Genomic DNA, 13,677 nt, shown 5'->3' on the forward strand with positions numbered 1-13,677 from the left:
TTCTACTCCTTGATTGCAGGCGCGCTGCTGCTGGGCGGCGCGCCCATGGCTCATGCCGCGCTCAGCCCGGCCGAACGGGCGATCGGCAAGACGGTCGACGCCGGCTTTGAGCCTACGGTCGCGCTGCTTGAAAAGCTGGTGAACCAGAATAGCGGGTCGATGAACCTGGCCGGGGTGAAGGCGGTGGCCGACATGCTGCGCCCCGAGTTCGAGGCGCTGGGCTTCACCGTCACCTGGAAGCCGATGGACGCCGCCAAGCGCGCCGGCCATCTGATCGCGCTGCACAAGGGGAAGGCCGGCACCACGAAGATGTTGCTGATCGGCCATCTCGACACCGTGTTCGAACCCGATTCGCCGTTCCAGACCTTCAGGCGGGATGGCGACTGGGCCAGCGGCCCCGGCGTCGCCGATGACAAGGGCGGGGTGGCGACGATGATCCTCGCGCTCAAGGCGATGCAGGCGGCCGGCACACTGAAGGGCGCCAATATCGAAGTGGTGCTGACCGGCGATGAGGAGGATTCGGGCGATCCCGTCTCTATCGCCCGCGCTGATCTGGTCGCGGCGGGCAAGCGGGCCGATGTGGCGCTGGATTTCGAAGGCCTGTCTCAGGAAGACGGCAAGGATATGGGGGCGATCGCCCGGCGATCCTCCAACAGCTGGACGCTGACCGCGACCGGCAAGTCGGGCCATAGTTCGGGCATCTTCTCCGACAAGGCGGGCGATGGCGCCATCTATGAACTGGCGCGCATCATCACCGCCTTCCGCAAGGAACTGCCCGAACCCAATCTGACCTTCAATGTCGGGCTGATCGGCGGCGGCCAGAGCGCGGATGTGGACAAGGCCGGCGTGCGCATCGCCGTTACCGGCAAGACCAACATCATCCCGCCGATCGCCGTGGCGAAGGGCGATTTCCGCACCTTGAGCGAAGACCAGACGAAGCGGGTGCAGGCGAAGATGCAGGCGATCGTCGACAGCAATCATCTGAATGGCGCGTCGGCCAGCATCGCCTTCGACCTCGGCTATCCGTCCATGGCGCCGACCGACGGCAACCGGGCGCTGCTGACGAAGCTCAACGCCATCAACCGCGACCTTGGCCTGCCCGACATGCCCGCGCTCGATCCGTTGAAGCGCGGCGCAGGCGACATCGCCTTCGTTGCGGCCGATACGGACGGACTGGTGGGACTTGGCCTCGCCTCCAGCGGCGATCACAGCCCGGCGGAAAAGGCGGACCTGTCCACCATGCCCCGCCAGGCCAAACGCGCCGCCATGCTGATGAGCCGGCTGGCGACGGAGAAGGGACGGAAGTAAGTTTTCCGGTATGATCCCATAATCCGTTCGCTTCGAGCGAAGTCGAGAAGCGGCTAACGCTGCCCTTGCGTGTCTCGACTTGGCTCGACACGAACGGGGGTGGGGGCTAGATCGGGCCATGCTTCCACCCACGCCTTCCCTCGCGACCTCGATCGGCCCGGTGCTCGAAACATTGAGCATCGTCGGCACTTTCGTCTTCGCCGCGTCCGGCGCGCTGGCGGCGGCGCGGCTGCGTCAGACGCTCGTCACCTTCGCTTTCTTCGCGCTGGTGACGGGGGTCGGGGGCGGCACGGTGCGCGACCTCTTGATCGGCGCGCCGGTCTTCTGGGTGGTGGATGCGGTGCCGGCGATCGCCTGCATGAGCGCGGCGGTCGTCGTCTGGTTCACGCCGCGCCGCTGGTGGAGCGCCCGCGCGCTCGACTGGCTCGACGCGATCGGCCTTGCCGCCTTCGCCGTGTTCGGCGCGGCCAAGGCGATGAGCTTTGGCGTCCCGCCCTTCGTCGCGGGGATGATGGGCGTCGTCACCGGCTGCGTCGGCGGCATCATGCGCGATCTGCTGGCGGGCGAGCCGTCCATCCTGTTGCGCCCGGAACTCTATGTCACTGCCGCCGCCTTTGCCTCCGGCCTGTTCGTCGCGCTCCGCTGGATCGGGCTGGACGTGCCGGTCGCGGGCGTGATCGCGGCAATGCTGGGATTCGCCCTGCGTGCGCTCGCCATCTGGCGCGGCCTTGGCCTGCCGGCCTATCGGGATGAACAGGGGTAGGGGACTGTCCTACATTGCGCTTTTGTGGGATTTTTCGTTTCTGTCTCGCATTGGCTCCGGCATCGCCAGACTTTCTGATAGGATCAGCGCGGTATAACAAAATGTCTTATTTGGCGGGAAATATGCGAAGTTAAGCGCTATTCGCCTCGCGTCGTCAGATCGCGCACAGCCGCGCTTCCATGCCCCCAAGCAAATCCTTCGCTTGGCGCATGGCCCATGGCTGCCTATCTCTCTGGCCAATCCGAATCGCAGTTTGAAAGCCTGATATGACCGCTACCCACAGCACCCGCATGTTGATCCTCGGCTCCGGCCCCGCCGGCCTGTCGGCCGCCATCTATGGCGCGCGCGCGGGTCTGGCGCCGATCGTGGTGCAGGGGATGCAGCCCGGCGGCCAGTTGACCATCACCACCGACGTCGAAAATTATCCCGGTTTCAAGGATGTGATCCAGGGACCGTGGCTGATGGAGCAGATGCAGGCGCAGGCCGAACATGTCGGCGCGCAGATGATGTATGACCAGATTGTCGACATCGACCTCAGCGAACGCCCCTTCCGCCTGACCGGCGACAGCGGCACGCTCTATGTCGCCGACACTTTGGTCATCTGCACTGGCGCGCAGGCCAAATGGCTGGGCGTCGAGGGGGAAGAACATTTGCAGGGCAAGGGCGTCAGCGCCTGCGCCACCTGCGACGGTTTCTTCTATCGCGGCAAGAAGGTGGTGGTCATCGGCGGCGGCAACACCGCGGTCGAAGAAGCGCTTTACCTCACCAACCACAGCCATGACGTCACGTTGATCCACCGTCGCGATTCGCTGCGCGCCGAAAAGATCCTGCAGGCCCGTCTCCATGCGCATCCGAACATCAAGGTGCTGTGGAACAAGGCGGTCGACAAGTTCGTCGGCGGCGGCGCGCCCGAGGGTCTGGTTGGCGTCGACCTGATCGACACCGTGACCGGCGAAAAATCGCATGTGCCCACCGACGGCGGCTTCGTCGCGATCGGCCATCATCCCGCGACCGAATTGTTCGAAGGCAAGCTGCCGCTCGATGAAGGCTATATCGTGGTGGAAAAGGGCACGACCCGCACCGCCATCCCCGGCGTCTTCGCGGCGGGCGACGTGACCGACAAGATTTATCGCCAGGCCGTGACCGCCGCCGGCATGGGCTGCATGGCCGCGCTCGACGTCGAGAAATTCCTGGCCGAAGCCGATTTCGAGGAACTGGTGGAGGCGTAAGCCTCCGGTCGGGAAGGTCGGCTGTTTAGCCGATCTTCCTAGCCGACTTTTGCTTGGGCAAAGGCGACGAGCGTGCCGAACGTCTCGAACGTATCGCCGTCAATATCCTCATCCTCGATCAGGATGTCGAAACGATCCTCGATCTCGGTCAGCAGGCCAGCCACGGCCATCGAATCCAGTTCGGGCAGCGCGCCGAACAAAGGCGTATCTGCGCCGAAAGCGTCAACACGATCCTGAGAGATACCCAGCACGTCGCGCAAAAGCGCGCGCATCTGGCTCTCCACATCTGCTGTCCGGTCGACCGGCTGAGAATTTTGCGCCTGCATAACGGCCGCCTAACTAGTGGTTCGCAGCCTAACCTACAAGCGCGGAAATCGCGGTGCGCGCCGCAGGCAGCCAGGCGGAGGCATAACGGGGGTTGAAGGCGTCGATCCGGTGCAGCGGGATGCGCCGTTCCATCCAGTCGGTCTTATAGCCATTGTCGCCGGTGCCATAGTCGATCGTCTCCACCCGATCGGTGTCGATGGCATGGGCGAACATGGCGTGGCTCAGCAAGGTGCCGGGCGATCCGGCGTCATGGGCGCGATCATGGCTAAGCTTGTGGATCAGCGCGACGCCGCCATCGACGGTCCAGAATTGCGTCGCCACCGGCCGCCCCTCCAGCCGCGCAAAACCCAGTCGCAATGTCCCGACATCGCTTTCCCGCCGGGCAAGATCATGCAGGAAGGCAAGGCCAGCGTCGGGTTCCGGCTGTTTCCAGCTGCGGGCGTGAACGTCGACATAGTCGCGCCAGAGATCGTCGGTCAGCTGTTTTTCGATTGAGAGGGCATAAGGGCTATTGCGCCCCTTCCGCCGGAGCAGGCTGCGCAACTGGCCCGGCCGAGTGGCCCAATAGTCGGCAAAGCTGCGCCCTGCGACGGGCAATATATAACGCCCGCCCATGGGGCGCTCGACCGCGAACCAGCCCGCCCGGCGCAGCGCCGCCATCATCGGCGCGGTCTCCTCCAGCGGGTACAGGTCTATCTGTCCGCAGCCTTTCAGCAAATGCCGGGCGAGGGCGTCCAGCAGGCTTTGCCGGGTTGCGGCATCGGGCGCGCCCGGAAACAGCGGCGCCCAGGAAAAACTGTACCAATTGGCCAGCGCGCTGACGCGGCGCGGCGTGGGGGAGAGCAGGAAAAGCCATGCGTCCTGCGCATCTTGCTGTACTTGCAGGATACGAATGGACGTGCCGGGAAAACAGTGGCGATGCAGCGCATCGAACCAGTCGATCCGGTCGAAAAGGGCCGCCTCACGCGCACGATCCAGCCGGCCGGCAAGCGCCTGCCGCACATCATCGATGCTGTGATATTCCCTTGGCGACCGCAACCGACTATCTCCGCCCTCGTCATAGGCAAGGATAGAAGAAGAGTCTGCATATGGAGTTAAGCACCTGTGATTGAGGGTTTCCCGACGATCGATGGCGCGCAGGTGCGGCCGATCGACCATCTGCTGCTGCGCGGCGATCCCGCGCATCCGGCGCTGGATGGCCGTTCTGGCAGCTATACTTATGCGGAACTGGAAGATACGCTGGGTCGGCTGGCCGGATGGCTGGCGGGGTTCGGGCTGGAGCGCGGCGCGCGCGTCGCCAGCTGGATCGCCAAGGGGCCGGTGGCCGCGCTGATGCCGCTCGCCGCGCCGCGCGCGGGCCTTGTCCATGTGCCGATCAATCCGCTGCTCAAACATGCGCAGGTCGCCCATATTCTGGCCGACAGCGGCGCGGCGCTGCTGATCGGCACGGCGGCCCGACTCGACAGCCTGCAAGCCGGCGATGTGCCGGCCGGGTGCCAGTCGCACCGCGAGGATGACGCCGCCTGCGCAATGAGCGGGGGCGAGGGGATCAGCCCGTCCGCCGCAGCGCCCGATGATCTGGCCGCCATCCTCTACACCAGCGGATCGACCGGGCGGCCCAAAGGCGTGGTGCTGACCCACGCCAATCTGTGGCTCGGTGCGGTCGCGGTGGCGGATTACCTCAAACTGACGCCGCAGGATCGCACCGCCTGCGTGTTGCCGTTCAGTTTCGACTATGGACAGAATCAGCTGCTCTCGACCTGGTTCGCCGGGGGCTGCGTCTATCCGCTCGATTATCTGACGCCGCGCGACGTGATGAAGCTGGTGGACCGGCGCGACATTACGACGCTGGCCGGGGTGCCGCCGCTCTGGGTGCAGTTGACCGAACTGGACTGGCCGGTGGAAGTGGCGGGCAAGCTGCGGCGGCTGACCAATACTGGCGGCGCGCTGACCCGGCCGTTGGTGGCGAAGCTGCGCGCGTTGTTCCCGCAGGCAGACCTTTATCCCATGTATGGCCTGACAGAGGCGTTCCGGTCGACCTATCTGCCACCCGCTCTGGTCGACAGCCATCCCGATTCCATAGGGCGCGCCATTCCCTTCGCCGAAATATTGGTAGTTCGCCGCGATGGCAGCCTGACCGACGCCGACGAGCCGGGCGAACTGGTCCATTGCGGCCCGCTGGTGGCGCAGGGCTATTGGCGCGATCCTGCGCGCACGGCCGAACGGTTTAAATCCGCCCCTGCCGCATCGCGCTATGGCGGCATGGCGGTCTGGTCAGGCGATACGGTGCGGCGCGATGCCGATGGATTGCTCTATTTCGTCGGTCGTGACGACGCCATGATCAAGTCCTCCGGCAACCGCATCAGCCCGACGGAGATTGAGGAGACGGCCGTCACCGTGCCGGGCGTTGCCGAAGCGGTGGCGCTGGGGGTGAAGGATGACCGGCTGGGGCAGGCGGTGCGCCTGTTGCTGCGCGCGGCTGATCCGGACATTGCCGATGCCGTGGCCGCGCATCTCAAACAGGAACTGCCCAATTTCATGCAGCCCAGGGACATCTTCGTGCTTCCGGCATTTCCCCGCAATCCCAATGGCAAGATCGATCGGGTCGCGCTGGCGCGGGAGTATGGCGCATGAAGCCGATGGGACCAATCCCGACCTGGTTCGGGGCCGAGGAAAACATGCTGCTGATTGGCGGCTGCGGCGCGGCGAGCCTGGTGGATGAAGCCGGGGATACGCCGCTCTTCGTCTATGACATGGGCATAGTCGAAGCGCAGGTCCGTCGGTTTCGGCAGGCGATGCCGGATGCGGTGCATCTTCATTATGCGATGAAGGCGAACCCCTATGCGCCGTTGCTGGCGCGGATGGCGGGGCAGGTCGATGGGTTCGATATTGCATCGGGTGGCGAACTGGAAATGGCGTTGTCGGCGGGCATGGCCCCTGATCGCATCAGCTTCGCCGGGCCGGGCAAGCGCCGGGATGAGCTGGAGGCGGCGATCTTTGCCGGCGTCACGATCAATCTGGAGTCGGAGGGTGAGGGGCGTCGCGCGCTGGCGGCGGCGGAGAAGGTAGGCAAGACGCCGCGCCTGGCCGTCCGGGTGAACCCCGATTTCGACCTGAAGGGATCGGGCATGAAGATGGGCGGCGGGGCCAAGCCATTTGGTGTGGATGCCGACCGGGCGGCCGCGCTGGCCCGCGCCATGATCGACGCCGGGGCGGACTGGCGAGGCTGGCATATCTTTGCCGGCAGCCAGAATCTGGATCCCGCCGCCATCATCGAAACGCAGGCGGCGACGATCGCGCTGGCGGCGCGCCTGTCCGATGCGGTTGGCGCGTCGCCGCCGCTGGTCAATCTGGGCGGCGGCTTTGGCCTGCCCTATTTTCCGGGAGACGCAGCGCTCGACATTCGGCCGGTTGGCGTGGCGCTGGACAACGAACTGGACAGTTTGCCGGATATTTTGCGCGGCAGCGATTTTGCGATCGAACTGGGGCGCTGGCTGGTGGGGGAGGCAGGTGTCTATCTGACCCGCGTGGTCGATGTGAAGACCAGCCAGGGGGAGACTTTTGTCGTGGTCGATGGCGGTTTGCATCACCAGTTGGCGGCCAGCGGCAATTTTGGGACGGTCGTGCGGCGCAACTATCCGATGGCGGTCGCCAATCGCTTTGGCGCGGCGGTTGCGGGTGATCCGGTGACGGTGGTGGGGTGCCTTTGCACGCCGATCGACCGGCTGGGGGACAAGGTGTCTCTGCCGCCAGTGGAGGAAGGCGACCTGATCGCGATCTTCCTGGCAGGGGCCTATGGCGCGTCGGCCAGCCCGACGGCATTTCTGGGGCATCCAAGTCCTCGCGAACTTTTACTTGGCTGATTTGCGCGCGACTTAACTCCTAACGGTATTTTTACCCTTTCCCGGCAAGAAGAACCCCAAAGCCATGTGCAGGCAGGCCGTCGCCCCCTTTGCGACGGTTCGCCGCCCATGGCCGGTCAAAGGGGTTAGTCTATGCGTTTCAAGACGGTTTCCAGGCTTCTGATCGGAGCGTCGCTGCCGGTGGTCGCCCTGTCGGGTTGCGCATCGGGACCGTCCGGGCCGCAATTGCCGCCGGCGTCCTTCGTGTCGACGCAGGAAGGGCCGGGCGAGGAATATGTCATCGGCCCGCTCGACGACCTGACCATCTTCGTTTGGCGCAACCCCGAACTGGGCGCCAAGGTGCAGGTGCGCCCGGATGGCCGCATCACCACGCCGCTGATTACCGACATGCCGGCCGTGGGCAAGACGCCCAAGATGCTGGCCGAGGACATCAAGCTGGCGCTGTCGCAATATATCGAAAATCCGCTGGTGTCGGTGATCGTCAACAATTTCAACGGCACCTACAGCCAGCAGGTGCGGATCGTGGGCGCGACCGAAAAGCCGGCGTCGATCCCGTACCGCGCCAACATGACCCTGCTGGACGCGATGATTTCGGTCGGCGGCCTGTCCGAATATGCGGCGGGCAACCGCGCCCGGCTGGTCCGGTTCGACAAGGCGAGCGGCAAGCAGAAGGAATATCAGGTGCGCCTGGGCGACCTGCTGAAGAAGGGGGATACGCGCGCCAATGTGCTGCTGTCGCCCGGTGACGTCATCATCATCCCGGAAAGCATGTTCTGACCATGGCTGGCCTTCTCGACGAACTGCTTGTCCTGCTCCATGGCATATGGAGCCGCCGCTGGATCGCCCTGGGCGTAGCGTGGGGCGTCGCCATGCTCGGCTGGCTGGGCGTGGCGCTGATCCCCAACAGCTATCAGTCCAAGGCGCGCGTCTATGTGAACACCCAGTCGTTGCTGGAGGACAAGGTGGGCATCACCCAGGTCCAGTCCCAGCAGGATCTGGATCGGGTGCGCAGCACGCTGGCAAGCGCGGAAAATCTGGAGAAGGTGGTGCGCGACACCGACCTGTCGCAGACCGTGTCCGGCCCGCGCGACATTGCCGCCAAGATCACCACGCTGCGCGAAAACATCACCGTGATGGCGCAGGCTGATCCCAGCATGATCGACATCAGCGCCATTTCGGCCGATTCCAGCCTGTCGGATGGCGCCAATGCGCGCATCGCCCAACAGGTGGTGCAAAAGCTGATCGACATTTTCCAGGAGGAAAATCTGTCGGGCGACCGCAACCAGACCAAGCAGAGCCTGGCCTTCCTGGACCAGCAGATCGCCGCGCGCGGCAAGCAGCTGGAGGCGGCCGACCAGCGCCGCGTCGAATTTGCCCAGCGCTATATCGGCCTGTTGCCGGGCGCCGGATCGATCAGCCAGCGCATGGATGCGGCCCGGGCGGAAATCAGCAATATCGATTCGCAGCTTGTTCAGGCGCAAAGCGCGCTGAGCGCCATGAATGGCCAGTTGGCGGGAACGCCAGCGACCCTGCCCGGCATGACGGCATCGGGCGGCGTATCGCCGCTGGCGCAGGCGCAATCCAATCTGGCGTCGATGAAGGCGCGTGGCTGGACCAACAGCCATCCCGATGTGATTGCCGCCCAGCGTGAGGTCGACGCCCTGCGCAAGGCGGGTGGTGGAGCCGCTGCTGCTGCCGGCAGCACGCCCAACCCGGCCTATCTGTCGATCAAGTCGATGCAGGCCGACCGCGCCGCCACGGTGCAGGCGCTCAGCACGCGCAAGGCGCAGTTGCAGGGCGACCTGAACACCATGATGTCGCGCCAGGTGAATGAGCCGGGCGTCGCGTCGGAGCAGGAAAAGATCGAAAGCGACTATGCTGCGCTGAAGGCGCAATATGACAAGCTGGCCGCTGACCGTGAGGAAATCCGCCTGCGCGGCGACGTCAAGACCGAAACCGGATCCGTCCAGTTCCGCGTCATCCAGCCGCCCAGCACCCCGACGGCGCCGTCCGCGCCCAACCGGCCGCTGCTGCTGCTGGGCGTGCTGATCGTGGGGATCGGTGCGGGTGTCGGCGTCGCCTTTGCGCTGGGACAGCTCAAGGGCACATTCCCCACCGCCGCGCGGCTGGAAAAGGCGATCGGCCTGCCGGTCGCCGGATCGATCAGCCAGACGGTCAATGCGGCGCAGGTCGCCGTCGAACGTCAGCGGCTCAAATGGTTTGCCGGCGCAAGCGCGGGACTGGCGGGGGTCTGTCTGCTGCTGATCGTCGTCGAATTTGTCCAGCGCGGCATGGCTTGAGATGAAGGAGCCGGGCAAAATGAACCAGCATAGTCCGATCAAGGGCCGGGGATCGCTGATCGAACGGGCGACCGAAATCTATGATTTCAATGCGGCTTTGCGAGGCCGCGCCGCCCCGGCGGTGGAAGTGCCCGCCGATCTGCCCCCCGTAGCTGCGCCGTTTGTAGCGGAGCCGGTCGCGGCTGCGCCCATCGCTGCGCCTTCGGCCGCTCCGGCCGCTTTCCGCGCGCCGGACTGGACCGGGCCGGTGCAGCCGATCGACCGCATTGCGCTGAGCGAAGCGGGCTTCCTGCGTCCCGATGGCCCCGTGACGGCGATGAGCGAGGAGTTTCGCCTGCTCAAGCGCGGCCTGCTGGCCCAGTTGCAGAGCGACCCGCGCGGCAATCGCATTCTCGTCTGTTCCGCCCATAGCGGCGAAGGCAAGAGTTTCTGCGCGATCAACCTGGCGCTGAGTCTGGCGGCGGAGAAGGACCGGGAAATTTTGCTGGTCGACGCAGATTTCGGCAAGCCGGGCATTCCCGCACAGCTGGGATTGCAGGCCGGTCCCGGTCTGATGGATGCGTTGGCCGATCCGGCGATCGCCATCGAGGATTGCGTGATCCGCACCGACATTGCATCGCTGGCGGTGCTGCCTGCGGGCCAACGCAGCAACAATGATACGGAATATCTGGCGTCGGCGCGGACCGAGCAATTGCTGCGCCGCCTGACCGAAGGGCGTCCCGACCGGATCGTCATTTTCGATTCGCCGCCTTTGCTGGCGGCGTCGCCGGCCGCCGTGCTGGCGAGCCATGCCGCGATCGCCCTGCTGGTGGTGCGCGCGGACAAGACATCGGAAAGCGCGCTGCGCGATGCGGCGGGCATGCTGAAAGGCGGGGCGCAGGTGCAGCTTCTGCTCAACGCCGTGCGCTATCATGGCGGGGGCCGCCGGTTCGGCAGCTATTATGCGAAGGGGGGAGCCGAGGCATGAGTGTCCGGCACTGGATTACAGGCGCATCACTTGCGGCATTGGCGGTTGCAACGCCGGCGCTGGCGCAATCGACGCAGGACAAACGCGTCAATGTGACGCCCTATATCGGCGTGGATCAGGTCGTGACTGGCCCGCTGAAGGGCGAAGGCGATGTGCTGACCTACACCAATGTCACTGCCGGCGTGACCGCCGAGGTGCAGACACGGCGCGTCGAGGCGGCGATCGACCTGCAATATAATCACAGCTTTGGCTGGGGCAGCGAGGCGACCGATCAGGATGTGCTGAGCGGCATCGCCACCGCCAACGTCAAGCTGGCGCGCGGCCTGTCTCTCCAGAGCGGCGGTCTGGCGACGCGGGTGCGCACCGATGGCCTGTCGGGCGCGGCGACGCAGCGCGACAGCTATACCAGCCAGGTCTGGTCGGGCTATGTCGGCCCGTCCTACACGACGCAGATTGGCGATCTGAACCTCAACGCCGCCTATCGGCTGGGCTATACGCGGGTCGATGACAGCGTCAATTTCAACAATCCGGGTGGCCAGGCCAACGGCTCCTTTGCGGACAGCTGGACCAACAATGTCACCGGATCGATCGGCTTTTCGCCCGACACGGTGCTGCCGGGGATCGGCCTGACCGCCAGTGCCGGCTATGCCCGGGAAGACGCCAGCCAGCTGGACCAAAGGTTCGAGGATAAATGGGGCCGCGTGGACGCCACCGTGCCGGTGACGCCCACGGTCGCCCTGGTGGGCGGCGTGGGGTATGAAGAGATCAAGATCAGCCAGCGGTCGCCGCTGCTGGACGAAGCCGGGCTGCCGGTGATCCGCAACGGCCGCTATGTGACGGACAAGAGTTCGCCGCGTGCGCTGATCTATAATTTCGATGACATCATCTGGGACGCGGGCGTGCTCTGGCGGCCCAATCACCGTACGTCGTTGCAGGCGCGGGTCGGCGAACGCTATGGCGGCATGACTTATCAGGGCAGCTTCCTGTGGCAGGGCCGCGACAGCAGCTTTGCGGTGATGGTGTTTGACGGGATCGACAGTTTCGGCCGGATGATTTCGGCAGACGTCGCCGCGCTGTCGGGCAGCAGCTTTGATGTGGCGCGCAATCCCTTTACCGGCGACATGACCGGCTGCGCCTTCTCCACCACCGGCGGGGGGCAATGCTTCAATGATGCGCTGTCGGGCATCACCGACGCCAATTTCCGCTATCGCGGCGTGGCGGCGCAATATTCGCGGCGGCACGGGCCATGGGGCTATGGACTTGGCGCGGGCTATTCGCAGCGCAAGTTCCTGACGCCGCAGGGCCAGACCGTGCTGATCCGCGGATCGCGGGACGAAAACTGGTATGGCAACGGATCCGTCACTTACATGTTCAGCGATCGCGACAGTATCGACGTCGTCACGTACATCAATTATTTCAACGCCAGCGGCGATCGCCCGGATGTGCTGAACTATGGCGCATTCACAAGCTATTACAAGGGATTGAGCCGTCGCTTGTCGGCATCGGCCTCGGTCGGTCTGGACGGTGTGCAGGCGGACGACCTCGATACGATCATCAGCGCCATGGGGCAGGTCGGCCTGCGCTACAGCTTCTGACGGCACCTGGGAGACGAAGAGATGTATGATCAATTCTACGGTTTGCAGGGCCGCCCGTTCCAGCTGACGCCGGACCCGCATTATTATTTCGAGAGCGCGACCCACCGCAAGGCATTGTCCTATCTGGGCTATGGCCTGGCGCAGGGGGAAGGCTTCATCGTCATTACCGGCGACATTGGCGCAGGCAAGACGACGCTGGTCGGCCATCTGATGGAGACGATTGATCCGGCGCGGCTGACGGCGGTGAAGATCGTATCGACGCAGGTCGAGGGCGACGACATGCTGCGGCTTGCCGCGCAGAGCTTTGGCCTTGTCACCGACGGGCAGGCCAAGGCGACGATCCTGCGGCAGATTGAAGGCTATCTGCACGCGCAGGCGCGGGCCGGGCGGCGCACGCTGCTGATCGTGGACGAGGCGCAGAATCTGCCGATTTCCTCGGTCGAGGAATTGCGGATGCTGTCCAATTTCCAACTGGGCGGCCAGTCGCTGTTGCAGATTTTCCTGCTGGGGCAGCCGGAATTTCGCGATCTCGTGCGCTCGCCCGAACTGGAACAGTTGCGCCAGCGGGTGATCGCCACCCATCATCTGGAACCGATGATGGCCAATGAGATCGAACCCTATATCATCCATCGGCTGGGCATTGCCGGCTGGACGGGCAATCCCGCCTTCACGCCCGACGCCTTCGCTGCGCTCTATGCCGCGACCGGCGGCGTGCCGCGCCGGCTGAACGCGCTGGTGAGCCGGGTGCTGTTGCTGGGCGCGATCGAGCAATTGCATGTGATCGACGGCGAGGTTGTCGGCGCGGTCGTTGCAGACATGGGGCTGGACGTCGATTTTGCGCCGGAACCCGTGGTTGCTTCCGCGCTGGATGCGGTAGAGGACTGGGACGCGCCGGCGGATGAGGCCGTGGCGCAGGCGGCCGAAGAGCCGGTCGAAACTGATGAAGAAGCGCCTGTAGCGCAGGATGTCGCGCCCGAACCCATCTGGGCCGAGGCGATCGACGATGTGCCCGCAGCGGCTGCATTTGCCGAGCCGGAGGCGGTTGAAGAAGCCGCAGCCGTTGAAGAAGCCGAGACGGTGGAAGAGCCGGAGCCGGAAGCCGTGCGGCCGCCCTTCCTGCGCCCCGTTGCGCTGGTGCAGGAAGAGACGGACGAGGATGACTATGCCGAAGTCTTCGACCTGCGTGACATTGACATGGATGCGCGGGTGACGCCCTTCCTCCGCCCGGTGACGGCGGATGATGTCGGGGCGTTTGCGCCGCCGGTCGAGGAGCAGGTGGTTGCGGCCTATGTCGCGCCGGTTGAGGCGGAAGAGGACGAAGCCGA

11 protein-coding genes and 1 pseudogene are annotated in these 13,677 nt (G+C 65.0%); 10 read left to right on the top strand and 2 right to left on the bottom strand.

What is annotated here, in order from left to right; all coding sequences use genetic code 11:
* Window positions 1-45: 45 nt before the first annotated feature.
* The 3 genes from ACFOKF_RS07840 (at window position 46) to trxB (ending at window position 3,300) form a co-directional block, all read left to right on the top strand.
* Window positions 46-1,308 (top strand): M20/M25/M40 family metallo-hydrolase, encoded by a 1,263-nt coding sequence (locus ACFOKF_RS07840; RefSeq protein WP_380797712.1) that lies wholly within the window; start codon window positions 46-48, stop codon window positions 1,306-1,308.
* Window positions 1,309-1,426: 118 nt separating this feature from the next.
* Window positions 1,427-2,071, top strand: a complete 645-nt coding sequence (locus ACFOKF_RS07845; RefSeq protein ID WP_380794671.1) for a trimeric intracellular cation channel family protein — start codon at window positions 1,427-1,429, stop codon at window positions 2,069-2,071.
* 266 nt (window positions 2,072-2,337) lie between these two features.
* Window positions 2,338-3,300: a thioredoxin-disulfide reductase gene (trxB, locus tag ACFOKF_RS07850; protein WP_380794673.1), complete on the top strand. Its 963-nt coding sequence runs from the start codon at window positions 2,338-2,340 to the stop codon at window positions 3,298-3,300.
* 38 nt (window positions 3,301-3,338) lie between these two features.
* Here the strand turns inward: trxB and ACFOKF_RS07855 are convergent, their stop codons facing one another.
* A complete protein-coding gene (locus ACFOKF_RS07855; RefSeq protein WP_380794676.1) occupies window positions 3,339-3,626 on the bottom strand; it encodes an acyl carrier protein in 288 nt (95 codons plus the stop codon).
* A gap of 28 nt (window positions 3,627-3,654) precedes the next feature.
* Window positions 3,655-4,665, bottom strand: coding sequence for a GNAT family N-acetyltransferase (locus tag ACFOKF_RS07860; RefSeq protein ID WP_380794678.1), 1,011 nt, complete (start codon window positions 4,663-4,665; stop codon window positions 3,655-3,657).
* Window positions 4,666-4,731: 66 nt separating this feature from the next.
* Here ACFOKF_RS07860 and ACFOKF_RS07865 point away from each other — a divergent pair, with 66 nt between their 5' ends.
* From ACFOKF_RS07865 to ACFOKF_RS07895, 7 genes and pseudogenes are all read left to right on the top strand, one after another.
* On the top strand, window positions 4,732-6,261 hold the full coding sequence (locus ACFOKF_RS07865) for an acyl-CoA ligase (AMP-forming), exosortase A system-associated (protein ID WP_380794680.1): 1,530 nt from the start codon (window positions 4,732-4,734) through the stop codon (window positions 6,259-6,261).
* Window positions 6,258-7,490, top strand: coding sequence for a pyridoxal-dependent decarboxylase, exosortase A system-associated (locus ACFOKF_RS07870; protein ID WP_380794683.1), 1,233 nt, complete (start codon window positions 6,258-6,260; stop codon window positions 7,488-7,490). The genes ACFOKF_RS07865 and ACFOKF_RS07870 overlap by 4 nt, the downstream gene beginning before the upstream one ends.
* A 132-nt stretch (window positions 7,491-7,622) precedes the next feature.
* Entirely contained in the window at window positions 7,623-8,267 is a 645-nt protein-coding gene (locus ACFOKF_RS07875) for an XrtA/PEP-CTERM system exopolysaccharide export protein (protein ID WP_380794685.1), read from the top strand.
* A 2-nt stretch (window positions 8,268-8,269) separates the two neighbouring features.
* The gene (locus tag ACFOKF_RS07880; protein ID WP_380794687.1) at window positions 8,270-9,790 is read left to right on the top strand and encodes an XrtA system polysaccharide chain length determinant; all 1,521 of its coding nucleotides are present in this window, start codon (window positions 8,270-8,272) and stop codon (window positions 9,788-9,790) included.
* 19 nt (window positions 9,791-9,809) lie between these two features.
* The gene (locus ACFOKF_RS07885; RefSeq protein ID WP_380794690.1) at window positions 9,810-10,757 is read left to right on the top strand and encodes an AAA family ATPase; all 948 of its coding nucleotides are present in this window, start codon (window positions 9,810-9,812) and stop codon (window positions 10,755-10,757) included.
* Window positions 10,754-12,352 (top strand): hypothetical protein, encoded by a 1,599-nt coding sequence (locus ACFOKF_RS07890; protein WP_380794692.1) that lies wholly within the window; start codon window positions 10,754-10,756, stop codon window positions 12,350-12,352. Before ACFOKF_RS07885 ends, ACFOKF_RS07890 begins: the two co-directional genes overlap by 4 nt.
* Before the next feature lie 21 nt (window positions 12,353-12,373).
* A pseudogene (locus ACFOKF_RS07895) lies at window positions 12,374-13,223 on the top strand (XrtA/PEP-CTERM system-associated ATPase); the annotation flags it as partial.
* Window positions 13,224-13,677: the final 454 nt, after the last annotated feature.

The sequence above is a fragment of the Sphingobium rhizovicinum genome (assembly GCF_042647625.1).
GTDB lineage: Bacteria > Pseudomonadota > Alphaproteobacteria > Sphingomonadales > Sphingomonadaceae > Sphingobium > Sphingobium rhizovicinum.

Excerpts from the sequence above, each read along its gene's own strand:
- ACFOKF_RS07890 (WP_380794692.1), top strand. The coding sequence starts at position 10,754 with ATGAGTGTCCGGCACTGGATTACAGGCGCATCACTTGCGGCATTGGCG.
- ACFOKF_RS07885 (WP_380794690.1), top strand. The coding sequence starts at position 9,810 with ATGAACCAGCATAGTCCGATCAAGGGCCGGGGATCGCTGATCGAACGG.
- ACFOKF_RS07855 (WP_380794676.1), bottom strand. The coding sequence starts at position 3,626 with ATGCAGGCGCAAAATTCTCAGCCGGTCGACCGGACAGCAGATGTGGAG.
- ACFOKF_RS07840 (WP_380797712.1), top strand. The coding sequence starts at position 46 with ATGGCTCATGCCGCGCTCAGCCCGGCCGAACGGGCGATCGGCAAGACG.
- trxB (WP_380794673.1), top strand. The coding sequence starts at position 2,338 with ATGACCGCTACCCACAGCACCCGCATGTTGATCCTCGGCTCCGGCCCC.
- ACFOKF_RS07845 (WP_380794671.1), top strand. The coding sequence starts at position 1,427 with ATGCTTCCACCCACGCCTTCCCTCGCGACCTCGATCGGCCCGGTGCTC.
- ACFOKF_RS07880 (WP_380794687.1), top strand. The coding sequence starts at position 8,270 with ATGGCTGGCCTTCTCGACGAACTGCTTGTCCTGCTCCATGGCATATGG.
- ACFOKF_RS07870 (WP_380794683.1), top strand. The coding sequence starts at position 6,258 with ATGAAGCCGATGGGACCAATCCCGACCTGGTTCGGGGCCGAGGAAAAC.
- ACFOKF_RS07875 (WP_380794685.1), top strand. The coding sequence starts at position 7,623 with ATGCGTTTCAAGACGGTTTCCAGGCTTCTGATCGGAGCGTCGCTGCCG.